We start from the raw sequence: 26,828 nt of genomic DNA, 5'->3' as shown, positions 1-26,828 counted from the left end.
AGACACCACATCCCGCACGTCCTCACGCCGGACGGAACGATCCGTCCGGCGTGAGAATCCTCGGCGTCAGCCGAGGGTGGCGTGCATCTCCCACACGAGCACCTCGGCCCCGTCGGGCCCCGCCGTCAGCCGGCGGCCGTCCGACGCGGTGATCCGGGCCGAGTCGCCCGTGCCCAGCACCCCGGAGCCCTCCAGCTCCACCGAACCGCGCGCCACGAACAGGTGCGCCAGCGGTGCGGTGGGCAGCGGGACCACCGCACCGGGCTCCGGTCGTGCCGCGTACAGCGCCGCGTGCCGCTGGCTGATCGAGATGGCCCGGTCGTCGGCGTGCTTCGTCATGCCCGAGGCCACGACGACGAGCTCGCCGCGGTCGAGCTCCGGGCTGATGTCGAGCTGCTCGTAGCCGGGGGTCACGCCGCTCTCGTCGGGCACGACCCACATCTGCACGAAGTGCACGTCCTGCACCGCGCCGGCGGCGTCGTTCTTCTCCGAGTGCAGGATCCCGGTGCCCGCGCTCATGCGCTGCGCCAGCCCGGGCCGGATCAGGCCGTTGTGGCCGGTGGAGTCCTGGTGCACCAGCGAGCCGTCGAGCACCCAGGTGACGATCTCCATGTCCCGGTGCGGGTGCGTGTCGAAGCCGCTGCCCGCCCGCACGACGTCGTCGTTGCTCACCATGAGCAGGCCGAAGTGGGTGTTGGCGGGGTCGTAGTGCGGGCCGAAGGAGAAGCTGTGCTTCGAGTCGAGCCAGTCGATCCGGGTGGCGAACCGGTCACCGGCCCGACGGACGTCGACGGCCGGGGTCAGGGTGGTGGACATCGGGCCTCCTCACGTGGTCGTTGACTCTGCAACTAGATGGCCGGGCCGGGCATTCCCGGTCGCGTGCCATGCTGCCGCACGTGCCGGTCCGCAGGTCCACCGTGCGCCGCCTGGAGCTCGCCGCGGGCGGGCTCGCCGCGTCGTGCCTCGCGGCGATGGAGGAGCGCCTGCCGTGGTTCCCGCGCCTGCCCGCCGACCAGCGGGCGGGCGTCCTGCTCGTCACCCAGACCGGGGTCGGCAACTTCGCGGCCTGGCTCACCCGTCCGGGTGAGAACATCCGGCTCACCGCCGAGGCGTTCCGGATCGCCCCCCGCGACCTCGCCCGGCGCCTGTCGCTGCGCCAGACCGTGGAGCTGGTGCGGGTCGCCACCGACGTCTTCGAACAGCACCTGCCCCCGCTCGCCGCCGACGACGACGAGCGCCGCGTGCTCGTCGAGGCGGTGCTGCGCTTCGGCCGGGAGATCGCGTTCGCCGCGGCCACCGTCTACGCGAACGCGGCCGAGACCCGCGGTGCGTGGGACGCCCGGCTGGAGGCCCTCGTCGTCGACGCCGTGGTGCGCGGGGAGGCCGACGACGCGATGGTCTCCCGCGCGGCCGCGCTGGGCTTCGACCCCGCGGCCACGGTGACCGTCGTCGCCGGGTCGACGCCCGCCGAGGCCCCCGAGGAGGCGCTGGGCGAGCTGCGCCGCCGCGCCCACCGGTCGGGCCGGTCCGTGCTCGTCGGCGTGCAGGGCAGGCGGCTGATCGTGCTGCTGTCCGAGCCGTCGGGCCCCTCCCCCGGGCTGGGCCGCCTCGTCGACGGCTTCGGGCCGGGGCCCGTCGTCGTCGGCCCGCCGGTGCCCGGTCTGCGGGCCGCGCACGCCGGCGCCCGGGAGGCGCTGGCCGGGCTGCGGGCCGCACCCGGGCGTCCCGACGCCCCCCGCCCCGTCGCGGCGGACGACCTGCTGCCCGAGCGCGCGCTGTGCGGCGACGCGGCGGCCCACCGCGCGCTGACCGACCTGCTGGCGCCCCTGCACGCCGCGGGCGGCGCCCTGCTCGCCACCCTCACCACCTACCTCGACGGCGGCGGCGCACTCGAGTCCTGCGCCCGCGCGCTGTTCGTCCATCCGAACACCGTCCGCTACCGGTTGCGCCGGGTGAGCGAACTCACCGGGCGCGCCCCGACCGAGCCACGCGACGCGCAGGTGTTGCGCACGGCGCTCGTAGCCGCCAGGTTGGACGCCGATGAGCTGCGGAATCCCTACAACGAACGGCAGGGTGACGAGGATGTCCGGTGAGGTCGGCGGGCGGCGGTTCGGAGGTTTCCCACAAATCGGTGCGGGAGAGTTCGTACGACCCGGCATGCCCGCCACGGGCCCCCGCCGTGTTGGGTTCGCGCTGTGATCGCGCTGCTCGCTCCCGGACAGGGATCCCAGACCCCCGGCATGCTCGCCCCCTGGCTCGCCGACCCCGACGCCGAGAAGCAGCTCGCCGCCTGGTCGGACGTGGCCGGGCTCGACCTGGTCCGGCTGGGCACGGTCGCCGAGGCCGAGGAGATCAAGGACACGGCGGTGACGCAGCCGCTGGTCGTCGCGGCCGCGCTGCTCGCCGCCGCCCGCCTGGACGTGCCGTCCGACGTGCCCGTGGCCGGGCACTCGGTCGGCGAGCTGGCCGCGCTCGCGGTCGCCGGCGTCATCAGCCCCGACGCCGCCGTCGCGCTGGCCGCGGTGCGCGGCCGGGAGATGGCCGCGGCCTGCGCGCTGGAGCCCACCGGCATGAGCGCGGTGCTCGGCGGCGACCCCGACGCCGTGCTCGCCCGGCTCGCCGAGCTGGGCCTGGACCCGGCCAACCGCAACGGCGCGGGCCAGATCGTGGCGGCCGGCCCGGTCGACGCGCTGGCCGAGCTGGCCGCGGGCCCCCCGGAGCGGGCGCGGGTGATGCCGCTGCCGGTGGCGGGGGCGTTCCACACCCGGTTCATGGCCCTCGCGCAGGAGGCGCTGCGCCGCCACGCCGAGGGTCTGACCACCGGCGACCCGAGCCGGCCCCTGCTCTCCAACGCCGACGGCGCACTGGTCACCGACGGGGCCGACGCGCTGCGCCGCCTGGTGGACCAGGTGACCCGCCCCGTACGGTGGGACGCCTGCATGGACGCGCTGCGTGAGCTCGGCGTCACCGCCACGGCCGAGCTGCCGCCGGCGGGGGCGCTCACCGGCCTCGTGAAGCGCGCGCTCAAGGGCACCACGACGCTCGCGCTCAAGTCCCCTGCGGACCTCGACGCGGCGCACGAGCTGATCGGAGCCGACCGATGACACCGGTACTGCGTCTCGCCGAGCCCGTCGCGGGCGCCCGGATGCTGGGCCTGGGCAGCCACCAGCCCGAGCGCGTCGTCACCAACGACGAGCTCGCGCAGCGCATCGACACCAACGACCAGTGGATCCGCGAGCGCGTCGGCATCCGCAGCCGGCGCATCGCCGCCGACGACGTCTCGCTGGTCGACATGGCCTCGGACGCCGGGGCGCGTGCGGTCAAGGACTCGGGCCTGGATCCCTCCGAGATCGACGGCGTGCTGGTGGCCACCTGCACGATGCCCAACTTCATCCCCAACGCCGCGGCGCAGACAGCCGAGCGCATCGGCATCCGCGCGCCCGCCGCGTTCGACCTCAACGCCGCCTGCGCCGGGTTCTGCTACGGCCTGGGCATGGCCGCCGACATGGTGCGCGGCGGCACCGCCCGCCACGTGCTGATCATCGGCGCGGAGAAGCTGTCGGACTGGCTCGACTGGGACGACCGCTCCACGGCCATCATCTTCGCCGACGGCGCGGGCGCCGCGGTGATCGGACCGGCCCCCGACGCGGCCGCGGTCGGCGTCGGCCCGGTCGCGTGGGGCAGCGCGGGCGAGATGAACCAGGCCATCCGCATCCTCGACGGGCACGGCTCGAAGGCGGGCGGCGCGCTGCACCAGGAGGGCCAGGCGGTCTTCCGCTGGGCCACCACCCAGGTGGCGCCGGTCGCGCTGCGGGCGATCGAGCTGGCCGGGCTCACCCCCGCCGACATCGACGTGTTCGTGCCCCACCAGGCCAACCTGCGCATCGTCGAGGCGGTGGCCAAGAAGCTGCGCCGCCACGGCGCCCGCGAGGACATGCGCGTGGCCGACGACATCGTGTACTCCGGCAACACCTCGTCGGCGTCGGTGCCCCTCGCACTGGATCACATGCGTGCCGACGGGCGGGTGCGCTCCGGCGACACGGTCCTGCTCGTAGGCTTCGGCGCGGGCCTGTCCTTCGCCGGCCAGGTCGTCCGGTTCCCTTAGATCGACACGGCCCCTAGTTTCCCACCAGAAGGAGCATCACGTGGCAGACAACACCGAGATCCTCGCCGGCCTCGCCGAGATCGTGGAGGAGGTCGCCGGCATCGACGCCGCCGAGGTCAGCGCCGACAAGTCCTTCGTCGACGACCTCGACATCGACTCGCTGTCGATGGTGGAGATCGCCGTGCAGGCCGAGGACAAGTTCGGCGTGAAGATCCCGGACGACCAGCTGGCCGAGCTCAAGACGGTCGGTGACGCGGTGGACTACATCGCGAAGAACCAGTGACGGCCGCCGACGCAGTCGTTCCCACGGAGGCGCAGTGAGCACAGCCGACATCGAGGTCGTCGTCACCGGGCTCGGGGCGACGACCCCGCTCGGTGGCGACGTCACCTCCACCTGGGAGGCCCTGCTCGCCGGACGCTCCGGTGTGCGCCGGATCGACGACGACGAGCACGAGTGGGTCACCCGGCACGACCTGCCGGTGAAGATCGCCTCGCCGCTGGCCGTCTCCCCCGCCGAGACCATCCCCCGCGTGCAGCTGCGCCGGCTCGACCGGTGCGAGCAGGTGGCGCTGGTCGCGGCCAAGGAGGCCTGGGCGCACGCCGGGTTCGGGGGTGGGTCTGCGGGCGAGGTCGCCGTGGAGCCCGAGCGGCTCGCCGTCGTCATCGGCACCGGGATCGGCGGCGCGGTCACCCTGCTCGACCAGGACGACCTGCTGGAGGGGCCGGGGCTGCGCAAGGTCTCCCCCCTCACCGTGCCGATGCTCATGCCGAACGGGCCCGCGGCCTGGGTCGGCCTCGAGCTGGGCGCCCGCGGCGGGGTGCACGCGCCGGTCTCGGCGTGCGCGTCCGGGGCCGAGGCGATGGCGTGGGCCATGCGGCTGCTGCAGGCCGGCGAGGTCGACGTGGTGGTCGCCGGGGGCGCGGAGGCGTGCATCACCGGCATCACCGTCGCCGGGTTCGTGCAGGCCCGCACGCTGAGCCAGCGCAACGACGACCCGGAGGGCGCCTCGCGCCCGTTCGACGCCCACCGCGACGGGTTCGTGCTCGGCGAGGGCGCGGGCGTCATGGTCCTGGAGCGCGCGGAGTTCGCCGCCGCCCGCGGGGCCACGGTGCACGGGCGGCTGGCCGGGTTCGGCATCACCGCCGACGCCTACCACATCACCGGGCCCGATCCCGAGGGCACGGGGCAGGCGCGCGCGATCACGAGGTCGATCGAGCACGCGGGGGTCTCGGCGTCCGACGTCACGCACGTCAACTGTCACGCCACCTCCACGGTGGCGGGCGACGTCGGGGAGACCCGCGCCGTCCGCAAGGCCCTCGGCGACCACCCGGTGCTCACCGCGCCGAAGTCGGCGCTGGGTCACCTGGTCGGTGCGGCCGGGGCGGTCGAGGGCATCATCACGCTGCTGTCGATCAGGGAGGGGATCATCCCCGCCACGCTCAACCTCACCGAGCTCGACCCGGGTGTGGAGCTGGACGTGGTGGCGGGCGAGCCCCGCAAGGCCGACATCACCGCCGCCGTCAACGACTCGTTCGGCTTCGGTGGGCACAACGTGGCCCTGACGTTCGTGAAGCCCTGACGGACGCTCAGCAGGGGGCGGCGATCGAGCTGCCGCCCCCGGTCTGCTCGATGAGCGGCGGTTCGCCGCTCATCGGCAGGGAGCCGTGCCAGCAGATCCGGCGGGCCGGCACACCCACGGGGGCGTCCTCGACGTCCTGGATGCTGACGAACCGCACGCGCACCAGCACCCGGCCCCCGGCCAGGTCGTCGATGCGGTCGATCCGGATCGTGCCGTCCTGCGACGAGTCGTAGGCCTCCCGCCAGGCCGGCTCGTCGAGCGCGGCGCTGCGCTCGGGCACGACCGTGGCCGCCCAGGCGGCGTAGTCCTTGGCGTTGATGGCGTCGTAGTGGCGCTGCAGCTGGGCCCGCACCAGCTCGTGCGCCGGGTGCGTCAGCGCGTCGGCCGACAGCAGCACCTCCGCCGAGCCGACGCCCGACGGGGGGACCGGTGGGGCGGCCCGCAGCGGCGGCACCGCCGACACCGCCCGGCCCGCGCCGAGCCAGGCGACCAGCACCCCGGCCAGCACCAGGGCGGCGAGCAGCGCCACCGCCACCGTCCCGCCCCTGAGCCGCACGACGTCATCCTGCCGCAGGAGGCCGCGGCGGACGGAGCAACCCCGGGTGCGCGTCAGCCGACCTGGTGCAGCCAGGTGACCGGTGCGCCGTCGCCGGCGTAGCGGAAGGGCTCCAGCGCCTCGTCCCACGCGGTGCCCAGCAGGTCGTGCAGGCGCGAGGGGAGCTGTGCGGCCGTCGAGCCGGCCATGACCGCGCGCAGCTGGTCCTCACCGACGACGATGTCGCCGTTGGCGCTGGTCCGCCCGCTCCACAGGCCGAGGGCCGGGACGTGGCAGAACCGCTCGCCGTCGACGCCGGGGGTCGGCTCCTCGGTGACCTCGAAGCGCAGCATCGACCACGCCCGCAGCGCTCCGGCGATCGCCCCGCCGCTGCCGGCGGGGCCGCTCCACGTGCACTCGGCACGGAGCTGGCCCTGCACCGCGACCTGGGGGGTCCAGTGCAGCGACACCTGGGTCGCGAGCACGCCAGAGATCGCCCACTCGACGTGCGGGCAGACCGCAGTCGGCGACGAGTGGACGAAGACCACGCCGCGTGCATTCACTGCAGACCTCCAACATCGACGAGGATCGTCTTCCCCTACGTCCTCGCGTGGTGGCGCGCCTGCTGCGTCTGTCTGGTCCGGGTACCGGCCCGGGTCGGTGATGTTGGTCGCGAGTCTGCCCGGTCGGGCCGGTCCCCGCCAACACCCCCACGACGCCCGGGCGTGTCGCCGCCTCAGCGTGCCGGCGCCCCGTCGACGAAGGTGTTGCCGGTCGCCTCCGCGGTCGCCGGGACCCGCAGCGGGGCCCGTACGGCGTCGCGGGCGAAGCGGTTGTCGACGACGCTCACGTCCGCACCGGAGCCGCCGTCCTGGTGCACGGTGTACTCCCCGCCGCCCAGGACGTTGGACCGCACGACGACCCGGCCGTCGCCCCGGCCGGGCGCGATCCGGACCGCGCTGCGGTGCCCGGTGCCCATCCGGACCGTCGAGTCCTCGACGACGACGTCGGGGGCGCCCACCGCCACCCCGTCGGCGCCCGAACCCGGCGCGAACCGGGACGCGATGCTGGCCCGCAGCCGGCTCCCCCGCCCGGCGTGCGCGCCGTCGCCGGTGACGCCGACGATCTCGATCCGCTCGGCGGTCCACCGGTCGCCACCGACTGCCGCCTCGGTGAACCGTCCGGTCAGCGTGGTGTCCTCGATCCGGACCGAGCCGGCGCCGGTCGTGACGATCCCGTAGGGCTGCGAACCGTCACCGGTCACGCGGCTGCGGCGCACCACGACGTCCGGGGCCTCGACGACCACGCCGCCGCGCAGGTCCAGGCCGTCGAGCACGGTGCCCGCGACGGTGACGGTCAGCGGGCCGCTCGGGCACAGCCGCAGCGCGGGCGGCAGCCCGACGCTCCCGCGCTCGGGCACCACGTACGGGCCGGCGGCGGCGCAGGCCGCGACCGGGGCGAGCGTGACGACCGGCGCCGGGGCCGTCGGCACGGCCCCGTCGGTCACCACGAGCACCCCGGACAGCCCGAGGGTGCAGGCGAGGAGGGCGAGGGCCGGGCGCCCCGATCCGGCTACGGACACGGCGCGGAGCGTACGGCCGGGCGCCGCCCGCGCCCGCCCCGACGCCTACGTGGAGTGAATCGTTATCACGATGTGTAGTGAGCGACTCCGGACTGCAACGTGATCGTCACAGCTCCCCGCTCGGCCAGCACGTCGAGGTGGGCCTGGGTCTCCAGCACCGCGAGCATGGCGTTGAAGGTGTCCATCTCGGCCAGCCGCCTGCGGTGCCGGGTCCAGGGCAGGGCCTCGGCGACGGCGTGGGCGGTCGAGCGGCCCTCCCGGACCGCGGCGAGGGTGTCGTCGAGGCGGTCGCCGTGGTGCTCCAGCAGGGCGTCGACCCGTTCGTGCACCCGCATCCCGACCGGTCCGTGGGCGGGCAGCAGCAGCGCGTCCTTGCGGGAGCGGACCAGCTGCAGCGAGGTCAGGAAGTCGGCCAGCGGGCTCTGCGGGGGCTTCGGCTCGAAGCCGATCGACGGGGTGATGCGCGGCAGGACGTGGTCGCCCGCGAACAGCAGGCCTGCGGCGTCGTCGGCGAACACCAGGTGCCCGCGGGTGTGCCCGGGCGTCTCGACGGCCGTGAGGACGTGCCGGTCGCCCACCGCGATCTCGGCGCCGTCCTCGATCCACTCGTCGGGCTTCTCGTACAGCGACATGTCGCCCTGGTCGGCGGTCCGGCCCTGCTCGATCCGGGCCGCCAGCGCGCCCGCCCCGGCCCGCAGCAGCCGCGTGCGGTGGACCGCGAACGGGTCACGTCCGGAGGTGTGGATCTCGGCGAGCCCGACCTCCTCGCCCCGCCCGAGCGCGACGTGCGCGCCGAACTCGCGCCGCAGGGCCACGGCCTGGGTGTAGTGGTCGCGGTGGATGTGGGTGACCAGGAACCGCCGGACGTCGCCCAGCCCGGCGCCCAGCCGGTCCAGCGCCGCCGCGAGCAGGTCGCGCGACTCGGCCAGCGCCCAGCCGGAGTCGATCAGCGTCCAGCCGTCGCCGTCGGGCACCGCGTAGACGTTCACCGCGCGCAGGCCGTCCTGCGGGAGGGGCAGCGGGATGCGGTAGACGCCGGGGGCGCAGAGGTAGGGCCCTCCGGCGGTCCAGTCGGCCGCGGGGTCGTCGTCGGGGATCACCGCCCGACCCTATGCGCTGCCGCGGCACCCGTCCGGGCGGAGGACCACCCGCGTGCCCCTTCCCCCCGGCGACCGCCCGTGTCGAACCGGACGCAACGGACCTCCGGCTCACCTGACGGTGCGGCACGGAGTACCCCGGAGGGTGAGGCTTCCTCCCGTACTGTCCCACCCACGGTGAACAACGCCCCCCGGGGCGGGACGAGAGGCGTGTGCAGATGGCTGCAGAAGTGCCGGGGATGATCGGCGCACCGTTCCTCACCGTGGCCGAGGTGGCGGACCGGATGCGGGTCTCGAAGATGACGGTCTACCGGCTCGTGCACAGCGGCGAGCTGCCTGCGGTGCGGTTCGGCCGGTCGTTCCGCGTCCAGCGCGGCGCGGTCGAGGAGCTGATCCGCGACGCCCGCTACGAGGCGGGCTGACCCCCGGGGACACGCGGGCGTCACGCGCGGCTGCGACGATCACGGCGTGCATCGTCGTCAGGTATCCGCGTTCCTCGAGCTGGACGTCACCGAGCCCGCCCTCCTCGCCTTCCAGGTGGCCGTCGCCTCGGCGTCGGCGCAGGAGACGCTCTCGATCACCCGCGACGGCGCGCCGGTGCCGTGGCGGGAGGTGGCCGCCCCGCACGACGGGCGGCTGCACGTGCTGGACGCGCAGGTCGGGCGGACCGTGCTGGAGTACACGGCCACCGTCGAGGGGGCGCTGCCCGAGCGAGAGACCCCCGAGCTCGACCTGCTGGCCTACCGCAGGCCCAGCCGCTACTGCCCGTCGGACCGGCTGCTGTCGATCGCCGGCGCCGAGTTCCGCGGCATCGACGACACCGGCGAGCTGGTGTCGGCCGTCCGCGAGTTCGTGCACGGGCGGCTGTTCTACGTCGGCGGTTCCAGCGGGCCCACCGACGACGCCGTCGACACGCTGCTGCTGGGCGAGGGCGTCTGCCGCGACTACGCCCACCTCGCCGTCGCCCTGCTGCGGGCCCGCGACGTGCCGGCCCGGCTCGCGGCCGTCTACGCGCCGGGACTGGACCCGATGGACTTCCACGCCGTCGTCGAGGCCTGGGTCGACGGCTCCTGGCGGGTCGTCGACGCCACGGGGCTGGCGCCGCGGCGGTCGATGCTGCGGATCGGCACCGGCCGCGACGCCGCCGACACCGCGTTCCTCTCGGTGCACCACGGCACCGCCGACCTGCTGTCGGTGAACGTCCTGGCCGTCGTGGACGACCTCCCGACCGACGACGGGCGGGAGGTCGTCACCCTGACCTGACGGCGGGTCAGCTGCAGCCGCTGGTGCTGCCGCAGCCCTCGCACAGGTAGCAGGAACCGGCCGGGCGCATCTTCGTGCCGCAGGTCATGCACAGCGGCGCGTCGGCGGCCTTGCCCAGGCGCAGCTCCAGCAGCTCGGTGGAGCTGCCGACCTCCACCGGGGCCTTCGACACCCCGACCGGGGTGGCCGTGGCGGGCCGCCCGGTCTCGACGCCCTGCCGCAGGCCCTCGACGTCGACGGTCTCGCCGTACTGGTCCTCCACCTGCGCGGTGCGCTCGTCGGCGGAGAAGATGCCGAGCTGGGCCCGCTTCTCGTAGGGCAGGTGGTCGAGCGCGAGACGGCGGAACAGGTAGTCGAGCACGCTGGTGGCGATGCGGACGTCCGGGTCGTCGGTCATGCCGGCCGGCTCGAAGCGCAGGTTGGAGAACTTCGAGACGTAGAACTCCAGCGGGATGCCGTACTGCAGGCCCACCGAGATCGACATCGAGAACGCGTCCATGACCCCGGACAGCGTGGAGCCCTGCTTGCCCAGCTTGACGAAGATCTCGCCGAGGCCGTCGTCGGGGTAGGAACCCGCCGTCAGGTAGCCCTCGGCGCCGCCGACGGTGAACGACACCGTCTCGCTGGGGCGCTTCTTGGGCAGGCGGCGCCGTATCGGCCGCTGCTCGACGACGACCTCCTTCTCCCCTCCCCCGGAGCTCTTCGCGGCCTTGCCCGCCGAGAGCGGCTGCCCGACCTTGCAGTTGTCGCGGTAGATCGCCAGCGCCTTGAGCCCGAGCCGCCAGCCCTCCATGTAGACCCGCTCGACGTCGGCGACGGTGGCCGCCTCCGGCATGTTCACCGTCTTGGAGATCGCGCCGGACAGGAACGGCTGCACCGCGGCCATCATCCGGACGTGGCCCATCGCGGCGATGACCCGCTCGCCCATCGCGCAGTCGAACACCTCGTAGTGCTCGGGACGCAGGCCCGGCGCGTCGACGACGTGACCGTGCTCCCCGACGTACTCGACGATCGCCTCGGCCTGCTCGGGCTGGTAGCCCAGCTTCGCGAGCGCGCGCGGGACCGTCTGGTTGACGATCTGCATCGACCCGCCGCCGACCAGCTTCTTGAACTTGACCAGCGCCAGGTCCGGCTCGATGCCGGTGGTGTCGCAGTCCATCATCAGGCCGATGGTGCCGGTCGGCGCGAGCACCGAGGCCTGGGCGTTGCGCCAGCCGGAGCGCTCGCCGATCGCGAGGCAGTCCTTCCAGGCGGTGGTGGCCAGCTGGTGGATGTCGGTGCTCGCCGGGAACGTGCGCACGTCGTCGTTGGCCGCGGCGTGCTTGCGCATGACGCGCTGGTGGGCGCTCGCGTTGCGGACGTACCCGTCGTACGGGCCGACGACGCCGGCCAGCTCCGCGGAGCGCTTGTAGGACGCGCCGGTCATCAGGGAGGTGATGGCCGCGGCCAGCGAGCGGCCGCCCTCGGAGTCGTAGGCGTGCCCAGTGGCCATCAGCAGCGCGCCGAGGTTGGCGTAGCCGATGCCGAGCTGGCGGAAGGCGCGGGTGGTCTCGCCGATCGGCTCGGTCGGGAAGTCGGCGAAGCAGATGGAGATGTCCATCGCGGTGATGATGAGCTCGACCGACTTCTGGAACCGCACACCGTCGAACCGTCCGTCGTCACCGAGGAAGGTGAGCAGGTTCAGGCTCGCGAGATTGCAGCTGGAATTGTCCAGGTGCATGTACTCCGAACACGGGTTGGACGCGGTGATCCGGCCCGATTCGGGAGTGGTGTGCCAGTCGTTGATGGTGCCGTCGTACTGGATCCCGGGATCGGCACAGGCCCAGGCGGCCTCGGCGATCCCGTGGAACAGCTTCCGGGCGTCGACGTGCTCGATGACCTCACCGGTCATCCGCGCGCGCAGCCCGAACTGCCCGCCCGCCTCGACCGCCCGCATGAACTCGTCGGTGACCCGGACCGAGTTGTTGGCGTTCTGGTACTGCACCGAGGTGATGTCGGAGCCGCCGAGGTCCATGTCGAAGCCCGCGTCGCGCAGGACCCGGATCTTGGCCTCCTCCTTGGCCTTGGTCTCGACGAACTCCTCGATGTCGGGGTGGTCGACGTCGAGGACCACCATCTTCGCCGCGCGGCGGGTGGCCCCGCCGGACTTGATGGTGCCCGCGCTGGCGTCGGCGCCGCGCATGAACGAGACCGGCCCGGAGGCGGTGCCGCCCGAGGACAGCAGCTCCTTGGAGCTGCGGATGCGCGAGAGGTTCAGCCCGGCGCCGGAGCCGCCCTTGAAGATCAGCCCCTCCTCGCGGTACCAGTTGAGGATCGACTCCATCTCGTCGTCGACGGCCAGGATGAAGCACGCGCTGACCTGCTGCGGGGAGCTGGTGCCGACGTTGAACCACACCGGGGAGTTGAAGCTGAACACCTGGTGCAGCAGCATCCAGGTGAGCTCGTGGGCGAACACCTCGGCGTCGGCGTCGGAGGCGAAGTAGCCGTGCTCCAGACCCGCGCGGTGGTACACCCCGACCACGCGGTCGATGAGGTCGCGCAGGCTCGACTCGCGCTGCGCCGACCCGACCGCCCCGCGGAAGTACTTGCTGGTGACGATGTTGGTGGCGTTCACCGACCAGGTCGAGGGGAACTCGACGCCGCGCTGCTCGAAGTTGACCGTGCCGTCGCGCCAGTTGGTCATGACGACGTCGCGGCGCTCCCAGGTGACCTCGTCGTAGGGGTGCACGCCGGCGGTGGTGTGGATCCGCTCGATCGTGAGGCCCGCGGGCCGGGGCGCCTTCTTCCCGCGTCCGGACGTGGTGCCGACGGTCTCGGTCATGGGTGTTCCCTCTCCTGCGCGCACGCCGGACCGGGGGGTCACGGGGGCGCGCCAAGTACGGCTCGGTGGTGGCTGCTGCGGGTGCGGACTGCGCGGACTGCGGCGTTGCCTGGACAACGGCGTGGGGTGCGGTGGCGGCGCGGCGATGCGTCGGGCGGCCGGGCGGGGCCGCCGATCGGTGGGTCGGGTCAGGTGGGCGCGGCGCGGACGGGTGTGTCGCGCGCGGGCGCGTCGCGCAGGTCGGCGATCTCCTTCTCGAAGTCCTCGATGGAGGAGAACGAGCGGTAGACGCTCGCGAACCGGAGGTAGGCCACCTCGTCGAGCTCGCGGAGCGGGCCGAGGATCGCCAGACCCACCTCGTGGCTGGGGATCTCGGCGGTGCCTCCCGCGCGGACCGCCTCCTCGACGCGGTGCGCGAGCTGGGCCAGCGCGTCCTCGTCGACCGGACGGCCCTGGCAGGCGCGGCGCACGCCGTTGACGACCTTGTCGCGACTGAACGGCTCCGTGACGCCGCTGCGCTTGACGACGGCCAGCACCGCTTCCTCGACGGTGGTGAACCGGCGCCCGCAGGCGGCACAGGAGCGCCGACGGCGGGTCGCCACCCCGTCGTCGACCTCGCGGGAGTCGATGACCCGGCAGTCGGAGTGGCGGCAGAACGGGCAACGCACGGACGACCCCTTCCGACGAGCGGAACCCCATCCCTGGGCTAACGACGCCCATGTAACCACAACATGTAGGGGAAGCAGAAGCCGGGCGGCCCATCTGTGGCGGCGCGTCGCCCGAACGGGACCGCGGTGCCGCCGTGGGTCGCGCGCGCCCCGTCAGCCTCCGAGGACGCCCGCCACCGGGCCGGGCACCGTCACCACCGGTGTGGGCGAGTGGCCGGTGACGCCCGGCGCACCGGAGGACTGGCGGGCCGCCGCGGCGACGTCGGCCAGCAGCCCGAGCGCCACCACCACCGCGGCCGCGAGCAGGGCCATGCCGATCGTGGCCGCCACGCGGCGGCGGCGCCGGATCCTCGCCGGGAGCACCGGGACCGTGCGCAGCAGCACCCGCTGCCCCGGCCGGGCCCGCTCCCCCGCCCGGCCCCGCCCCGGCTGCGGGCGCGCCGGCTCCGCGGGGCGCACCGGTGCGGACGCCACCCGCGGGCGCACGGGGCACGGGCCGGCCGCCCGGCCCCGGCGCGGCAGCGTGCGGGCGGGCCGCACCTCCCGGGGCCCCCCGGGCGCCCACCCCTCCCGCAGTGCCGTGCCACCGGACCGCCGCCCGGCCTCCCACTGATCCTGCATCGGACTCCGCCTCTCGCTCGCCGTGGCCGTGCCTGCTCGCCGCGCCTTCCCGCCGGACCCTGTCGCCCCGTGTCGCGGACCGTTCCCCATGCGGGTTCGAACGGGGAACGCATGTTCGAACGAACGCATGTGCGATGTGTACCACCGACCCCTGACAGAATCGAGGAAACGGGGCGTGTCGTTCGAACATGTGTTTGGCGGGAACCGGGATCGGGGCTACGGTCGGTCCACGACTCCCGGGTCCGGCCCCTCACGGACCGCGCCCGGGGCGGAGCCGCACCCACCACGCGGTTCCCGCCGACCAGCAGCACCGACCAGCAGCACCGACGAGGAGGCGCGAGCACATGGCACGGGACGAGCCCGGCCCGACGGGCGACGACGAGGGGGTGCGCCCCGGCCCGACCGCCCGGGTCAGCACGTTCCCCGACCCGGCGAGCGCCCCCGTCGGCCTCACTCCCCGGCAGCGCAAGGTGCTGGAGGTCATCCGCGACTGGGTGGAGCGCCACGGCTACCCGCCGAGCGTCCGCGAGATCGGTGACGCCGTCGGGCTCACCTCCACCTCCTCGGTGCACCACCAGCTGCGCACGCTCGAGCGGAAGGGCTACCTGCGGCGCGACCCGAACCGCACCCGCGCGGTCGACGTCCGCCCGCCCGACGACCAGCCCGAGGCCACGCTGCCCGACTCCGGCGTGGTGGAGCGGCCCGCGCCGGCCTTCGTGCCGCTGCTGGGCACGATCGCCGCCGGTGGCCCGATCCTGGCCGAGCAGGCGGTGGAGAGCGTGTTCCCGCTGCCGCGGGAGATCGTCGGCGAGGGCACGCTGTTCCTGCTGAGGGTCCGGGGCGACTCGATGGTCGAGGCGGCCATCACCGACGGCGACTGGGTGGTCGTGCGCCAGCAGCCGGTGGCCGAGAACGGCGAGATCGTGGCGGCGATGATCGACGGCGAGGCCACCGTCAAGACCTTCAGCCGGCGCGACGGGCACGTGTGGCTGATGCCGGCGAACGCCGCGTACGACCCGATCTCCGGCGACGACGCCACGGTGCTCGGGCGCGTCGTGACGGTGCTCAGGCGGCTCTGACCGGCGCCAGGGCGTCCCTCACCCGGGCGCACCACGACCACGGGTGGTGGGCGGTGCGCCGGTGGCTGCCGGGGTGCGCCCGGGCACCCGCCGGTCACCGGCTCCGGGCCCGCCACGACAACGCCGCCGCGAGCAGGACCAGCACCCCGATCGTGACGCCGCCGCCGAGCAGGGCGGGCAACCACTCCGGGGCGGGCTCCTCGACGGGCGCGACCGGCGCGGCGGGCGGCGGGCCGGGCTGCCCGGCCAGTGCGGCGGCACCGGGGACGGCCCGCAGCTCCCCCGGCTCGACCCGGGTCTCCGACGCCGAGAGCAGCGTGCCGTCCGCCTCGAACGCCACGGCCTCACCCTGCGGTTCGCCGGGCAACGGGATCCGCGTCGGCTGCCCGGACAGGGCGGCGGCGACGTCGCCGCCGTCCACGGGGAACAGCCAGGCGTCGGTGTAGGTGCGCAGCGCGAGGACGGTGCCGTCGGCCGACAGGGCCGCTCCGGTGACGGTGCGGGTCCCGACGCCGCCGATCGGCCCGCCCTCGGTGTCCGAGGCCGGCAGCGACACCTGCGCCACCCGCTCCAGCGGGAACGGGCCGCGGCCCTCGGGCGGGGCCGCGGGCCGGTACACCCCCGCCGGTGCGCCCACCTCCTTGGTGATGACGAACGGCACCCCGTCGGCGTCCACGACCAGCGCCTCGGCGTCGTGCGGCCCGTCGGGGTAGGTGAAGCGGTGCAGCCGGGCCTCGCCGCGCACCGGCAGCACGATGGCCGCGACGGTCTCGCGCGAGCGCTCGTTGTCCCCGGTGTCGGCCACCCAGTACTCGCCGTCGGGGCCCAGCGCGAGGTCCTCGGCGTCGAACGGGTCGATCCCGGCGGTGCGGGTCTGCGCCACGGCGCAGTCGTCGTCGAGGCGGTGGACGGTGACCTCCCGGCCCCCGTCGCTCATCGCCCAGATCGCGCCGTCGTCGACGAGCATCCCCGACAGCTCGGCCAGCCGGTCGTCGGTGACGACGCAGCGGACCTCCGGCGCGGGCGGCACGACGGGCGCGACGGCCAGCGCGGCCGCCAGTACGAGCCCGATCAGCGCGCCGCGCCTTCCACCCGCACGTACGGCAGCACGGCCGTGGCCAGCTCGGCGCCGACCCGGGCGTGGATCCGCGTGCCGTCGGGGGTGTGCTCCTCGGCGAGCACCTCGCCCTCGGCGTGCACCCGTGCCACCAGCGAGCCCTCGACGTAGGGCAGGAGCAGCTCCACGTCGACCTCGGGCCGCGGGAGCAGCTCGGCGATGCGGGCCCCGAGCTTGTCGACGCCGTCGCCACGGTGGGCGGAGACGAACACGGCGTCGGGCAGCAGGTGGCGCAGCCGGGCGAGCTGCAGGTCGCCCGCCACGTCGGTCTTGTTGACGACGAGCAGCTCGCGCGGCATGGTGCCCTGCTGCTTCTCGCCGATCTCGACCAGCACCTGGCGGACCGCCTTGATCTGGTCCTCGGGCATCGCATCGGAGGCGTCGACGACGTGCACGAGCAGGTCGGCGCCCGCCGTCTCCTCCAGCGTCGAGCGGAACGCCTCGACGAGCTGGTGGGGCAGGTGGCGCACGAACCCGACCGTGTCGGTGAGGGTGTAGGTGCGCCCGTCGGCGGTGGACGTGCGCCGGGTCGTGGGGTCGAGCGTGGCGAACAGCGCGTCCTCGACGAGCACGCCCGCGCCGGTGAGCGCGTTGAGCAGGCTCGACTTGCCGGCGTTGGTGTAGCCGACGATCGCGACGCCCGGGACCTCGTTGCGCCGCCGCGACCCGCGCTGGGTCTCCCGGATCTGCTTCATCGCGCCGATCTCGCGGCGCAGCTTGGCCATCCGGTCGCGGATGCGCCGCCGGTCGAGCTCGATCTTCGTCTCACCGGGGCCGCGGCCGCCGATGCCGACACCGCCCGCGGCCCGGCCGCCGACCTGGCGCGAGAGCGCCTCGCCCCAGCCGCGCAGGCGCGGGAGCAGGTAGGACAGCTGCGCCAGCTCGACCTGCGCCTTGCCGTCGCGGGAGCGGGCGTGCTGGGCGAAGATGTCGAGGATCAGCGCGGTGCGGTCGACGACCTTGACCTTGAGCTTGTCCTCCAGCTGGCGCAGCTGGCCGGGTGAGAGCTCGCCGTCGCAGATGACGGTGTCGGCGCCGGTCGACTGCACGACCCCGCGCAGCTCCTCGACCTTGCCGGAACCGATGTAGGTGGCCGGGTCGGGCCGCGGGCGCCGCTGGATCAGGGCGTCGAGCACCTGGGAACCGGCGGTCTCGGCGAGCCGGGCCAGCTCCTCCATGGAGCCGCGGGCCTGCTCGGCGGAACCCTCGGTCCACACCCCGACGAGGACCACGCGCTCCAGGCGGAGACGGCGGTACTCGACCTCGGTGATGTCGGTGAGTTCGGTGGAGAGCCCAACGACGCGGCGGAGCGAGGAACGTTCCTCGAGCTCGTAGTCGCCCGCGGTCGGGCCGGAGAGGGGTTCGGTCATCGTGTGGCTCATGCTCCCACGACAACACCGGTTCTAGTCGAGTGATTCCCAGTCGAGGTCGCCGTGGGCGACCAGCACGGCAGGCCCGTGCAGCACCGTCGTGCTGTCGGTGACCGTGACGCGCAGGCGCCCGCCGGGCGTCGACACCCCGACGGTGCCGGTCTCCCGGCGCGCGTGCCGCAGCGCCGCCACCACCGCGGCGACGGTGCCGGTGCCGCACGAGCGGGTCTCCCCCACGCCGCGCTCGTGCACCCGCATGGCGACCTCGCCGTCGACGACGGGCGTCACGAACTCGACGTTGACCCCGTGCGGGAACAGCGCCGGGTCGTGGCCGGGCGGGCGGGTGAGGTCGAGGTGGTCGATGTCGACGGTGGTGACGCACGCCAGGTGCGGGTTGCCGACGTCGACCGCGACGCCCGGGAACGCCTCCCCGTCGATGCTGGCGGTGCTGTGCTCGCCGACTGTCGCGACGCCCATGTCGACCGACACCTCGTCGCCGTCGAGCCGGACGGTGCGCACCCCGCCGCGGGTGCCCAGCGCCAGCTCACCGGCGCCCAGCCAGCCGCGGTGGGCCAGGTAGCGGGCGTAGACGCGCACGCCGTTGCCGCACATCTCGGCCACGCTGCCGTCGGCGTTGCGGTAGTCCATGAACCACTCGACGCCCGGCACCGGCGCGGGTCCGTCCGCGAGCGCCGCCCAACGGACGACCCGGAGCACGCCGTCGGCGCCCAGGCCGCGGCGGCGGTCGCACAGGGCGGCCACGCGGGCGGGGGTCAGGTCGAGGTCGCCGTCGGGGTCGGGGAGCACCACGAAGTCGTTCTCGGTGCCGTGTCCCTTGCTGAACTGCACGTCACGACGATAGCGCCAGTGCCCGGCCGAGCAGATCGGGCGCGGCGGCGTCGAGCCAGTGCACGCGGGTGTCGCGCCGGAACCACGAGCGCTGGCGGCGGACGAACCGGCGGGTGGCGCGGACGGTGTCGGCCGCGGCGGTGCTCATCGGGCCACCGGCCAGGATCTGCCGATAGCCCAGCGCCTGCGACGCGGTCAGCCCGTCGCGCAGGCCCGCGGCCTCCAGCGCACGGGTCTCGTCGACGATCCCGGCGGCGAACATCCGGGCCACCCGCCGGGCGACGCGGGCGTCCAGCTCGTCGGTCGGTCGGTCGACGCCGACCAGCACCGCGTCGTAGCGGGGGACGACCCCGGCCGGCAGCCGCGCCGGGAACGGCCGCCCGGTCAGCGCGATCACCTCCAGGGCCCGCACGATCCGCCGCCCGTTGCCGGGGAGCACGACGTCGGCGGCGGCCGGGTCGACCGCGGCGAGCCGCGCGTGCAGCGCGCCCGGGCCGTGCGCGGCCAGCTCCGTCTCCAGCTCCGCGCGCAGCACCGGGTCGGTGCCGGGGAACTCCAGGTCGTCGACGACGGACTGCACGTAGAGCCCCGACCCGCCCACCAGCACCGGGGTCCGGCCCGCCGCGAGCAGTGCCTCGACCGCCGCCCGGGCGTCGCGCTGGTAGGCCGCGACCGACGCGGTCTCGGTGACGTCGAGGACGTCGAGCAGGTGGTGGGGCACCTCGGCGCGCTCGGCGGGCGTCGGCTTGGCGGTGCCGACGTCCAGGCCGCGGTAGAGCGCCATCGCGTCGGCGTTGACGATCTCCCCGCCCAGGTGCCGCGCCAGGGCCAGGCCCAGTGCCGACTTGCCGGTCGCCGTCGGGCCGACGACCGCGATCAGGCGGGGCATCTCGTCCAGACCGCCACGTGGTAGCCGACGCCGAAGGGGGCGCCGGTGTAGAGGAGCTCGCCGGACCAACGGCCGCCCGCCGTGGCGCCGGCGAGCACCTGCCACGGTGCGCGGCCCGCGGCCCACAGCTCCGTGCCGAGGTCCGGGTCCAGCGCGGCCAGCGCGGCCGGGTCGGCGTCGCGCAGCGCGGCGGCCACGGCGGCGTCGAAGGGGCCGGACCGCTCGTCGAGATGGCCGGGGGCCCTGACGGTGTGCCGGGCCGACCCGTCACCGACGACGAGCAGGCCCACCGGCTCGTCCGCCAGCCCGGCGCCCAGCTCCGCGCACTCGCGCGGCGGGGCGTCCGGGGCCACCAGCTCGCCGCGCACCCGCGCCCCCGTCCCGGCCGCGGCCCAGCCGGCGACCAGCAGCGGCAGCGGCAGGTCCCGGTCGACCGGCGCGGTCGACGCCGGGTCGAGCGCGACCACGACGTCCGCCCCGAACCCGGCGAACGTGCCGCGCGTGTCCGGGCCGACGGTGCGCCGGCCGCCCTCGTCGGCCCCGACGGCGACCCAGGTGGACGCCGCGGCGCCGAGACGGGCCGCGGCGGTGCGGCAGGCGGCGCGCAGGTCGGCGGTCTCGGCCGCGGCGGCGCCGGCCAGCTCCGGCACGAGCAACGGCGGTTGCGGGAGGACGACGACCATCGAGGGCACGGGCCCGAGCCTAGGGCGCGCGGCTCCTCGCCGACCCGGAGCGGCCGCTGACGGCGCCGCCCGGCCGAGCGGTTCCCGTGGGCCCGCCGAGCTGTTTGAATCGCCGGACGGCCGTCGGTCACCCTCGACCGGCCCCGGCCGCTGTGCACGGCTCCGCCACGGCGGGGCGCCCGCCGCTCGCGGCGGGCCGGACTACAGGAGGACACGGTGTCGGAGCAGCACGCGACGGAGGACCAGACCACCGGGACGATCCCGGACGACCGGCCCGGGGAGCCCGCCGCAGGACCCGACCCGGACCCCGCCGCCGTCCCGGGCCCGCCACCCGTCTCCGACACCCCGGCCGCCGGTGATCCCTCGTCCCCGGCCCCGGCCGACGAGGCCCCGCCCGCCGAGAGCCCGCCCGCCGAGAGCCCGGCCGCCGACGGCGGTCCGTCGGCCGAGGCCCCGGCCGACGAGGCCCCGGCCGCCACCGGCACCCCGGCCGACGGGGCGGCCGCCCCGGCCGCGGAGGTCGGTTCGGCCGCGGCGGTGCCGAGCCCCCCGGTCTCCCCCGCACCCCGGCCCGGCCCGCCGCGCCCGGCCCCACGCCCCGGCCCGCCGCCGGCCGCCGCCCGCCCGGCCGCCCGGCCCGCAGCCGTCGCGGCGCGCACGGAGCCGTCCGCACCCGCCCCGCAGCCCTCCCCGGTCACCGCGGCCAGCGCCGACCCGTCCCGCTGGGGCCGCGTCGACGACGAGGGCACCATCTACCTGCGCACCGACGACGGGGAGCGGGTCGTCGGGTCGTGGAAGGCCGGCCCCCCGGCCGAGGGGCTGGTGCACTTCGCCCGCCGCTTCGACGACATGCTCACCGAGGTCGAGCTGCTCGCCGCGCGCCTGACGGCCGGCGGCGGCGACCCGAAGCAGACGCTCACCGCCGCGCGCGGGCTGCGCGGCGGGCTGGAGGAGGCGGCCGTCGTCGGCGACCTGCCCGGCCTCGCCGCCCGCCTCGACGAGGTGGTGGCCCTGGCGGAGCAGGGTGTCAGCGCGGCGCGGTCGGCCCGTGACGCCCAGCGCGCCGCGTCGGTCGCCCGCAAGGAGGAGCTGGCCGTCGAGGCCGAGACGCTGGCCACCGAGGCCACCCAGTGGAAGCAGGCGGGCGACCGCTTCACCGCGATCCTCGACGAGTGGCGCACCATCCGCGGGATCGACCGCAAGACCGACGAGCAGCTGTGGAAGCGGTTCTCCAAGGCCCGCGAGGCGTTCAACCGCCGCCGCGGGTCGCACTTCGCCGACCTCGACCGCCAGCGCGGCGCCGCCCGTGCGGCGAAGGAGGAGCTGGTCGTCGAGGCCGAGAAGCTCTCCGGTTCCGAGGACTGGGGCCCCACCGCCGCCCGGTTCCGTGACCTGATGACCGAGTGGAAGGCCGCCGGGCGCGCCCAGAAGGACACCGACGACGCCCTGTGGCAGCGCTTCCGCTCCGCCCAGGACGCGTTCTTCGCCCGCCGCTCGGCCACCTTCGACGAGCGCGACGCCGAGTTCGCCGCCAACGCCGAGGCGAAGAAGGCCCTGCTCGTCGAGGCGGAGAAGATCGACACCAGCGACCCGGCCGCCGCCCGCAACGCCCTGCGCGTCCTGCAGGAGCGCTGGGAGGAGATCGGCAAGGTCCCGCGCGACGACATCCGTCCCCTGGAGGCGCGGTTGAAGGCCGTCGAGGACCGGGTCCGCGAGGCGGGCGAGCGGCAGTGGCGGCGCACCGACCCCGAGGCCGAGGCCCGCGTCGCCCAGTTCCGTGACCGCGTCGCCCAGTTCGAGGCCCAGGCAGAGAAGGCGGAGGCCGCGGGCGACACCCGTCGCGCGGAGCAGGCCCGCGAGCAGGCCGCCCAGTGGCGGGAGTGGCTGGTCACCGCCGAGCAGGCGGTCCAGACCCGCTGAAGATCACCACTTCGGCACGTTTCCGGCGGGATCTCGCCGGAGACGCGCCGAGACGGTGATCATGGGGGGCCGATTCCGCCGAACGCCCTCGCGGCGGCAGGTCGAACCGGCATCCTGCCCGGATGCCGGGCCACCCCGAGATCGACGATCTGCTGGCCCGGCAGTACGGGCTGATCACCACGGCTCAGGCCGCCGGGCGCGGCCTCCCGGACCGGACGCTGCGCGACCGCGTCGCCGGTCACGGGTGGCACCGCATGGCCCCCCGGGTGTTCCTGGCCGCCGGACACCCGCACACCCGCCGGGCCGAGGTCGGGGCAGCCGCACTGTGGGCCGGTGAGCGCGGGGCGGTGTCGGGGCCGGCCGCCGCGTGGTGGCACGGGATGCTCGACCGACCGCCGGAGGGCATCGAGGTGACGGTCCCACGCCGCTGCGGCCTGCGGGCCTACCCCGGCGTCCGGGTCCGGCGGCGGGACCTGAGCCCGGCCGACGTCGTCGGCCTCGACGGTCTGCGGTTCACCGCCCGGCCCCTGACCGCCCTGGAGACGGCGATCGCGCTGCCCGAGGGGTCGACCTTCCTGGACCGGGCACTGCAGAGGCACGTCGGGTTCCCGGCCGTGTACCGCGCGTACTGCAGGAACATGGGTGCCGACGGGGCCGCCCGCATCCGCGTCCTGCTCACCGCCGCGGCGGACCGGGCCGACTCGGCCGCCGAGCGGCTGCTGCTCGCGCTGCTGCGGTCGGCGGGGCTCACCGGCTGGGTGGCCGGGTGGCCGTTCGGGAGGTGGACCGTCGACGTCGCCTTCCCGGAGGCGAAGGTCGCCGTCGAGGTGGACGGGTGGGCCTGGCACACGGACCCCGACCGCTTCCGCGCCGACCGCCACAAGGGCAACGCGCTCGTCCGGGACCGGTGGGACCTGCTCCGCTTCACCTGGCACGACCTGACGCACCGACCGGGCTACGTCCTCGGCGAGATCAGGGCCGCGCTCGCCGGGCGGCCATGATCACCGTCTCGGCGCGTTCCCGGCGGGATCTCGCCGGAGACGCGCCCGATCGGTGATCATGGACGGAGCGGCGGACGTCAGCGGCGCAGGGCGATGCTCGACCAGGACGCCGCGAGGACCACCATCGTGACGACCGCGATCACCAGCCCGATGGCCGGGCCGGTGCCGCCGTCGGGCACCACCGTCTGCCGGGACCAGATCGCCCACACCCCGGTGACGACGGAGATGCCGCTGCCCACCGCGCACACCCAGGCCAGCGCCCACCAGCGGGTCGAGAGCGCCAGCGCCGAGCCGACGACGCCGATCCCGACCGCGGTGAAGGTGAACAGCCGGGGCAGCACCCCCAGCTCCGGCGCGAGACCGGCGAGCACCTGCCAGCCCAGGACCGACCCCGTCCAGGGCAGGGCGAGCGAGCCGAGGACGGCGAGCACCGCGACGGACACCGTGACCGCCGTCGACCCGGGGTCGGTGCGCCGCTCCATCGTGCGGGCGATGCCGCGCATCTCGGCGTCGAGTGCGGGGTCGTGCTCGGTCATGACGTCGCTCCACATCCGCTGGTGGCCGGCGCGGGTGCGCCGAACCCGGGCAGCCCCAGCCCGGTGCCGCGGCCGGGGGCGACCGACGCGTCACCCGCCCTGGTCCGCCGGTGCGAGCGCAGTGCCGCGTCGGAGACGAGATGGTGCGGCGCGCCGTAGGTGATCTCGGCCTCGACGACGTCGCCGGGCCGGACCGCCGCGGTGCCCGGTGTGAAGTGCACCAGACGCCCGTCGCGCGCGCGACCCGACAGCCGCTGGGTGGCGCCGTCCTTCTTGCCCTCCCCCGCCGAGACCAGCACCTCGACGACCCGGCCCTCCAGCTCGCGGTTGGCCGCCCAGGAGATCTCCTCCTGCAGCGCGACGAGGCGCATGTAGCGCTCCTGCACGACGGCCTTCGGGAGCTGGTCGGGCAGGTCGGCCGCGGGGGTGCCCGGCCGTTTCGAGTACTGGAAGGTGAACGCCGAGGCGAACCGCGCGGCCGCGACGACGTCGAGCGTGGCCTGGAAGTCCTGCTCGGTCTCCCCGGGGAAGCCGACGATGACGTCGGTGGTGATCGCGGCGTCGGGCAGCGCGGCGCGCACCTCGTCGATGATCGAGAGGAACCGCTGCGACCGGTACGAGCGGCGCATCCGGCGCAGCACGTCGTCGGACCCCGACTGCAGCGGCATGTGCAGCTGCGGGCACACGTTCGGCGTCTCGGCCATCGCGGCGATGACGTCGGAGGTGAAGTCGCGCGGGTGCGGGGAGGTGAAGCGGACGCGCTCGAGCCCGTCGATCGACCCGCAGGCGCGCAGCAGCTTGGCGAAGGCCTGCCGGTCGCCGAACTCCACCCCGTAGGCGTTGACGTTCTGGCCCAGCAGCGTCACCTCGAGCACGCCGTCGGCGGCCAGCGCGGCCACCTCGGCGAGGACGTCGCCGGGGCGGCGGTCCTTCTCCGTGCCGCGCAGCGCGGGGACGATGCAGAAGGTGCAGGTGTTGTTGCAGCCCACCGAGATCGAGACCCAGCCGGCGTAGGTCGACTCGCGCCGCGCGGGCAACGTCGACGGGAACACCTCCAGCGACTCGGCGATCTCCACCTGCGCCGCCTCGTTGTGCCGGGCGCGCTCCAGCAGCACCGGCAGGGCGTGCACGTTGTGCGTGCCGAACACGACGTCGACCCAGGGCGCGCGGCGCACGATCTCGGCGCGGTCCTTCTGGGCCAGGCAGCCGCCGACGGCGATCTGCATGCCGGGGCGGCCGCGCTTGACCGGGGCGAGGTGGCTGAGGTTGCCGTAGAGCCGGTTGTCGGCGTTCTCGCGCACCGCGCAGGTGTTGAACACGACGACGTCCGCGGCGTCGTCGGTGGCCGAGCGGGTGTACCCGGCCTGCTCCAGCAGGCCCGCCATCCGCTCCGAGTCGTGCACGTTCATCTGGCACCCGTACGTGCGGACGGTGTAGCTGCGGCTCACTTCCACAGCGTATGCCCCTCTCCGGGGGTGGCAGGATGCGCCCATGACGGGGGTGGTGTCGCGGCGCACCGTGCTCGCCGCGCTGGCCGCGGCCGGCGCGGTCGCGGCGCTGCCGGGCTGCGGCGCCCCGTTCGCCGGGGCCCGGCTGCGCCTGGCCACCGGCTCCGAGCGCGGCGTCTACTACCGCATCGGCAGCGCGCTGGCCCGCTCGTGGCGCGCGGAGCTCGGGCTGGAGATGCCCCCGGTGGTGCTGAGCACGGCCGGCTCGCTGCAGAACGTCGCGATGCTCGCGGCGGGCACCGCCGACGTCGCGTTCAGCCAGGTCGACGCGGCCGCCGGGCAGCTGGAGGGGATCGCCCCCGACGACCCGGCCGCGCCCCGGGCGTTGGCCCGCATCTACGACGACGTGCTGCACGTCGTCGTGCCGGCCACGTCGGCGATCACGACCGTCACCGGGCTGGTCGGCGCCCGGGTGTCGGTGGGCGCGGCCGACTCCGGGGTGTCGGTGGTGGCCCGGCGACTGCTCGACGCGGCCGGGATCGCCCCCGCCGACATCGCGGGCGTGCAGCTGGGCCTCGACGAGTCCGTCGAGGCGATGGCCGCCGGCACGATCGACGCGTTCTTCTGGTCCGGTGGGCTGCCGACGCCCGCGGTCGAGCAGCTGGCGCAGGAGCTGCCGATCCGGCTGCTGGACCTGGCCGAGGACGGCGTCCTCGACGCCGTCCGCGAGCGCTACCCGGTCTACGCGCCGGGCACCGTGCCGGCGCAGGGCTACCCGGGGATCACGACCCCGGTCACCACCATGCTGGTGCGCAACCTGCTGCTCGTCGCCGCCTCGATGCCCGACGACTTCGCGCAGGCACTGGTCGAGGTGCTGTTCGACGAGCAGGAGCAGCTCGCCCGCGCCGGCCCGGCGGCCCTGACGATCGACCCCCGCGCCGCGATCGGCACCGAGCCGGTGCTGCTGCACCCGGGCGCCGTGCGGTTCTACCGGTCCGAGCGGAGCTGAGCCGCCGCGGCTGCGCGCCGCTCGTCGATCTCGGTGGTCATGTGGTGCATCGCCCCGGCGAACAACGCGCCCGCGACGTCCTGCAGCGGGTGCAGGTGCCCGAGCAGCTCCAGGACCACCAGCCCGTGCATCCGGGCCCGCAGCTCCAGGAAGAAGGCCAGCGCGCCGGGTGGCAGGGGGATCTTCGACAGGTCGGCGCCAGCGACCGCCTCCGCGCCGGGGGCCAGCGGCAGGGCCGCCAGCTCGGCGGGGCTCCAGCCGTCGAACACGACGTCGACGAACGGGGCGGCCAGCCGCAGCGCGGCCTCCCCGGTCGCGTCGCCGGGCACCGGGGCGAAGTCGGGCACCGGGGTGCCGTAGAGCAGCAGGAACTCCGGCGCGTGGGCCAGCGACCAGTCGCGGAACGCCTCGGTGGTGACGCGCCTGCGCTCCGCGGGCGGGCGGCCGCGGCTGCCGTCGGCGGCGGCCTGCACGGCGTCGGCCAGTGCGTGGTGCGCGTCGGCCATCAGCGCGGTGAGCAGGGCGTCGCGGCTGTCGAAGTAGTGGTAGAGCGACTGCACGGTCATGCCGACGGCCCGCAGCGACAGCGCGCCCGGTCCGGTCTCGGCGAGCTGGGCCACCGGCCCGCGCCACACTGACGCCGTTCGCGCAGACT

At 75.1% G+C, this 26,828-nt stretch carries 27 protein-coding genes; 11 read left to right on the top strand and 16 right to left on the bottom strand.

Annotated features, from left to right (window positions below; genetic code table 11):
• Positions 1–66: 66 nt before the first annotated feature.
• Positions 67–816 carry a pirin family protein gene (locus PHY01_RS09725; protein WP_141278220.1) on the bottom strand — a complete coding sequence of 250 codons (750 nt, stop codon included), beginning with the start codon at positions 814–816 and terminating at the stop codon, positions 67–69.
• Between the two features lie 80 nt (positions 817–896).
• Between PHY01_RS09725 and PHY01_RS09720 the strand changes: the two genes are divergently transcribed.
• The 5 genes from PHY01_RS09720 (at position 897) to PHY01_RS09700 (ending at position 5,685) form a co-directional block, all read left to right on the top strand.
• The gene (locus tag PHY01_RS09720) at positions 897–2,093 is read left to right on the top strand and encodes a PucR family transcriptional regulator (protein ID WP_307723959.1); all 1,197 of its coding nucleotides are present in this window, start codon (positions 897–899) and stop codon (positions 2,091–2,093) included.
• 102 nt (positions 2,094–2,195) lie between these two features.
• Positions 2,196–3,104, top strand: a complete 909-nt coding sequence (locus PHY01_RS09715) for an ACP S-malonyltransferase (RefSeq protein WP_141278218.1) — start codon at positions 2,196–2,198, stop codon at positions 3,102–3,104.
• On the top strand, positions 3,101–4,105 hold the full coding sequence (locus PHY01_RS09710) for a beta-ketoacyl-ACP synthase III (RefSeq protein WP_141278217.1): 1,005 nt from the start codon (positions 3,101–3,103) through the stop codon (positions 4,103–4,105). Before PHY01_RS09715 ends, PHY01_RS09710 begins: the two co-directional genes overlap by 4 nt.
• Positions 4,106–4,145: 40 nt before the next feature.
• Entirely contained in the window at positions 4,146–4,388 is a 243-nt protein-coding gene (locus tag PHY01_RS09705; RefSeq protein ID WP_141278216.1) for an acyl carrier protein, read from the top strand.
• Between the two features lie 34 nt (positions 4,389–4,422).
• A complete protein-coding gene (locus PHY01_RS09700) occupies positions 4,423–5,685 on the top strand; it encodes a beta-ketoacyl-[acyl-carrier-protein] synthase family protein (protein WP_141278215.1) in 1,263 nt (420 codons plus the stop codon).
• A 7-nt stretch (positions 5,686–5,692) separates the two neighbouring features.
• Here PHY01_RS09700 and PHY01_RS09695 read toward each other — a convergent pair whose 3' ends face one another.
• The 4 genes from PHY01_RS09695 to PHY01_RS09680 form a co-directional block, all read right to left on the bottom strand.
• The gene (locus tag PHY01_RS09695) at positions 5,693–6,241 is read right to left on the bottom strand and encodes a hypothetical protein (protein WP_141278214.1); all 549 of its coding nucleotides are present in this window, start codon (positions 6,239–6,241) and stop codon (positions 5,693–5,695) included.
• Positions 6,242–6,294: 53 nt separating this feature from the next.
• Positions 6,295–6,783 carry a DUF3145 domain-containing protein gene (locus PHY01_RS09690; RefSeq protein WP_170183730.1) on the bottom strand — a complete coding sequence of 163 codons (489 nt, stop codon included), beginning with the start codon at positions 6,781–6,783 and terminating at the stop codon, positions 6,295–6,297.
• Between the two features lie 173 nt (positions 6,784–6,956).
• Positions 6,957–7,802 carry a hypothetical protein gene (locus PHY01_RS09685; protein ID WP_141278212.1) on the bottom strand — a complete coding sequence of 282 codons (846 nt, stop codon included), beginning with the start codon at positions 7,800–7,802 and terminating at the stop codon, positions 6,957–6,959.
• Between the two features lie 65 nt (positions 7,803–7,867).
• Complete coding sequence (locus tag PHY01_RS09680) at positions 7,868–8,902, bottom strand: MBL fold metallo-hydrolase (RefSeq protein ID WP_141278211.1); 1,035 nt, start codon at positions 8,900–8,902, stop codon at positions 7,868–7,870.
• 236 nt (positions 8,903–9,138) lie between these two features.
• Here PHY01_RS09680 and PHY01_RS09675 point away from each other — a divergent pair, with 236 nt between their 5' ends.
• On the top strand, positions 9,139–9,321 hold the full coding sequence (locus tag PHY01_RS09675; RefSeq protein ID WP_246085805.1) for a helix-turn-helix domain-containing protein: 183 nt from the start codon (positions 9,139–9,141) through the stop codon (positions 9,319–9,321).
• A 46-nt stretch (positions 9,322–9,367) separates the two neighbouring features.
• Entirely contained in the window at positions 9,368–10,162 is a 795-nt protein-coding gene (locus PHY01_RS09670) for a transglutaminase-like domain-containing protein (RefSeq protein ID WP_141278209.1), read from the top strand.
• A 7-nt stretch (positions 10,163–10,169) separates the two neighbouring features.
• On the opposite strand, the gene PHY01_RS09665 is transcribed toward PHY01_RS09670, so the two are convergent.
• The 3 genes from PHY01_RS09665 to PHY01_RS09655 all read right to left on the bottom strand — a co-directional run bounded on the left by PHY01_RS09665 (position 10,170) and on the right by PHY01_RS09655 (position 14,272).
• Positions 10,170–12,983, bottom strand: a complete 2,814-nt coding sequence (locus PHY01_RS09665) for a vitamin B12-dependent ribonucleotide reductase (protein WP_141278208.1) — start codon at positions 12,981–12,983, stop codon at positions 10,170–10,172.
• Between the two features lie 188 nt (positions 12,984–13,171).
• Complete coding sequence (gene nrdR / locus PHY01_RS09660) at positions 13,172–13,651, bottom strand: transcriptional regulator NrdR (RefSeq protein WP_141278207.1); 480 nt, start codon at positions 13,649–13,651, stop codon at positions 13,172–13,174.
• A gap of 153 nt (positions 13,652–13,804) precedes the next feature.
• The gene (locus PHY01_RS09655; RefSeq protein ID WP_141278206.1) at positions 13,805–14,272 is read right to left on the bottom strand and encodes a hypothetical protein; all 468 of its coding nucleotides are present in this window, start codon (positions 14,270–14,272) and stop codon (positions 13,805–13,807) included.
• A gap of 344 nt (positions 14,273–14,616) precedes the next feature.
• Here PHY01_RS09655 and lexA point away from each other — a divergent pair, with 344 nt between their 5' ends.
• Entirely contained in the window at positions 14,617–15,351 is a 735-nt protein-coding gene (gene lexA / locus PHY01_RS09650; RefSeq protein ID WP_141278205.1) for a transcriptional repressor LexA, read from the top strand.
• A gap of 94 nt (positions 15,352–15,445) precedes the next feature.
• On the opposite strand, the gene PHY01_RS09645 is transcribed toward lexA, so the two are convergent.
• The 5 genes from PHY01_RS09645 to PHY01_RS09625 are packed head-to-tail and all read right to left on the bottom strand — an operon-like array spanning position 15,446 to position 20,259.
• On the bottom strand, positions 15,446–16,381 hold the full coding sequence (locus PHY01_RS09645; RefSeq protein WP_246085804.1) for a hypothetical protein: 936 nt from the start codon (positions 16,379–16,381) through the stop codon (positions 15,446–15,448).
• 41 nt (positions 16,382–16,422) lie between these two features.
• Complete coding sequence (hflX, locus tag PHY01_RS09640) at positions 16,423–17,850, bottom strand: GTPase HflX (protein WP_141278203.1); 1,428 nt, start codon at positions 17,848–17,850, stop codon at positions 16,423–16,425.
• A gap of 21 nt (positions 17,851–17,871) precedes the next feature.
• Positions 17,872–18,687: a diaminopimelate epimerase gene (gene dapF / locus PHY01_RS09635; RefSeq protein ID WP_141278202.1), complete on the bottom strand. Its 816-nt coding sequence runs from the start codon at positions 18,685–18,687 to the stop codon at positions 17,872–17,874.
• Between the two features lies 1 nt (position 18,688).
• Positions 18,689–19,576, bottom strand: a complete 888-nt coding sequence (miaA, locus tag PHY01_RS09630) for a tRNA (adenosine(37)-N6)-dimethylallyltransferase MiaA (protein WP_141278201.1) — start codon at positions 19,574–19,576, stop codon at positions 18,689–18,691.
• Positions 19,564–20,259, bottom strand: a complete 696-nt coding sequence (locus PHY01_RS09625; RefSeq protein WP_141278261.1) for a class III extradiol ring-cleavage dioxygenase family protein — start codon at positions 20,257–20,259, stop codon at positions 19,564–19,566. Before PHY01_RS09625 ends, miaA begins: the two co-directional genes overlap by 13 nt.
• A 537-nt stretch (positions 20,260–20,796) precedes the next feature.
• On the opposite strand from PHY01_RS09625, the gene PHY01_RS09620 reads away from it, so the two are divergent.
• Together PHY01_RS09620 and PHY01_RS09615 are read left to right on the top strand one after the other, a co-directional pair.
• Positions 20,797–22,179, top strand: a complete 1,383-nt coding sequence (locus PHY01_RS09620) for a DUF349 domain-containing protein (RefSeq protein ID WP_246085810.1) — start codon at positions 20,797–20,799, stop codon at positions 22,177–22,179.
• A 122-nt stretch (positions 22,180–22,301) separates the two neighbouring features.
• Positions 22,302–23,180, top strand: coding sequence for a DUF559 domain-containing protein (locus PHY01_RS09615; protein WP_141278200.1), 879 nt, complete (start codon positions 22,302–22,304; stop codon positions 23,178–23,180).
• A gap of 77 nt (positions 23,181–23,257) precedes the next feature.
• Here PHY01_RS09615 and PHY01_RS09610 read toward each other — a convergent pair whose 3' ends face one another.
• Both PHY01_RS09610 and miaB read right to left on the bottom strand, forming a co-directional pair.
• Positions 23,258–23,716, bottom strand: a complete 459-nt coding sequence (locus PHY01_RS09610) for an Rv2732c family membrane protein (RefSeq protein WP_141278199.1) — start codon at positions 23,714–23,716, stop codon at positions 23,258–23,260.
• Positions 23,713–25,209: a tRNA (N6-isopentenyl adenosine(37)-C2)-methylthiotransferase MiaB gene (gene miaB / locus PHY01_RS09605; RefSeq protein ID WP_141278198.1), complete on the bottom strand. Its 1,497-nt coding sequence runs from the start codon at positions 25,207–25,209 to the stop codon at positions 23,713–23,715. The genes PHY01_RS09610 and miaB overlap by 4 nt, the downstream gene beginning before the upstream one ends.
• On the opposite strand from miaB, the gene PHY01_RS09600 reads away from it, so the two are divergent.
• Positions 25,208–26,173, top strand: a complete 966-nt coding sequence (locus PHY01_RS09600) for a TAXI family TRAP transporter solute-binding subunit (RefSeq protein WP_141278197.1) — start codon at positions 25,208–25,210, stop codon at positions 26,171–26,173. The genes miaB and PHY01_RS09600 overlap by 2 nt on opposite strands.
• Here PHY01_RS09600 and PHY01_RS09595 read toward each other — a convergent pair.
• Entirely contained in the window at positions 26,152–26,793 is a 642-nt protein-coding gene (locus PHY01_RS09595; RefSeq protein WP_170183729.1) for a TetR/AcrR family transcriptional regulator, read from the bottom strand. The two genes, PHY01_RS09600 and PHY01_RS09595, sit on opposite strands and share 22 nt — an antisense overlap.
• Between the last annotated feature and the right edge of the window lie 35 nt (positions 26,794–26,828).

The organism is Pseudonocardia hydrocarbonoxydans (assembly GCF_006539565.1).
In the GTDB taxonomy this organism is placed as follows: Bacteria; Actinomycetota; Actinomycetes; order Mycobacteriales; family Pseudonocardiaceae; genus Pseudonocardia; species Pseudonocardia hydrocarbonoxydans.
The sequence above is the reverse complement of the archived record's forward strand: the minus strand, read 5'-3'. Positions and strand labels throughout refer to the sequence as shown.

Bases quoted from the DNA above. Each gene is read 5' to 3' on its own strand.
- hflX (WP_141278203.1), bottom strand. From the start codon at position 17,850: ATGAGCCACACGATGACCGAACCCCTCTCCGGCCCGACCGCGGGCGAC.
- PHY01_RS09625 (WP_141278261.1), bottom strand. From the start codon at position 20,259: ATGGTCGTCGTCCTCCCGCAACCGCCGTTGCTCGTGCCGGAGCTGGCC.
- PHY01_RS09675 (WP_246085805.1), top strand. From the start codon at position 9,139: ATGATCGGCGCACCGTTCCTCACCGTGGCCGAGGTGGCGGACCGGATG.
- miaB (WP_141278198.1), bottom strand. From the start codon at position 25,209: ATGGGCGCATCCTGCCACCCCCGGAGAGGGGCATACGCTGTGGAAGTG.
- lexA (WP_141278205.1), top strand. From the start codon at position 14,617: ATGGCACGGGACGAGCCCGGCCCGACGGGCGACGACGAGGGGGTGCGC.
- PHY01_RS09655 (WP_141278206.1), bottom strand. From the start codon at position 14,272: ATGCAGGATCAGTGGGAGGCCGGGCGGCGGTCCGGTGGCACGGCACTG.
- PHY01_RS09665 (WP_141278208.1), bottom strand. From the start codon at position 12,983: ATGACCGAGACCGTCGGCACCACGTCCGGACGCGGGAAGAAGGCGCCC.
- PHY01_RS09600 (WP_141278197.1), top strand. From the start codon at position 25,208: ATGACGGGGGTGGTGTCGCGGCGCACCGTGCTCGCCGCGCTGGCCGCG.
- PHY01_RS09610 (WP_141278199.1), bottom strand. From the start codon at position 23,716: ATGACCGAGCACGACCCCGCACTCGACGCCGAGATGCGCGGCATCGCC.
- miaA (WP_141278201.1), bottom strand. From the start codon at position 19,576: ATGCCCCGCCTGATCGCGGTCGTCGGCCCGACGGCGACCGGCAAGTCG.
- PHY01_RS09710 (WP_141278217.1), top strand. From the start codon at position 3,101: ATGACACCGGTACTGCGTCTCGCCGAGCCCGTCGCGGGCGCCCGGATG.
- PHY01_RS09725 (WP_141278220.1), bottom strand. From the start codon at position 816: ATGTCCACCACCCTGACCCCGGCCGTCGACGTCCGTCGGGCCGGTGAC.
- PHY01_RS09615 (WP_141278200.1), top strand. From the start codon at position 22,302: ATGCCGGGCCACCCCGAGATCGACGATCTGCTGGCCCGGCAGTACGGG.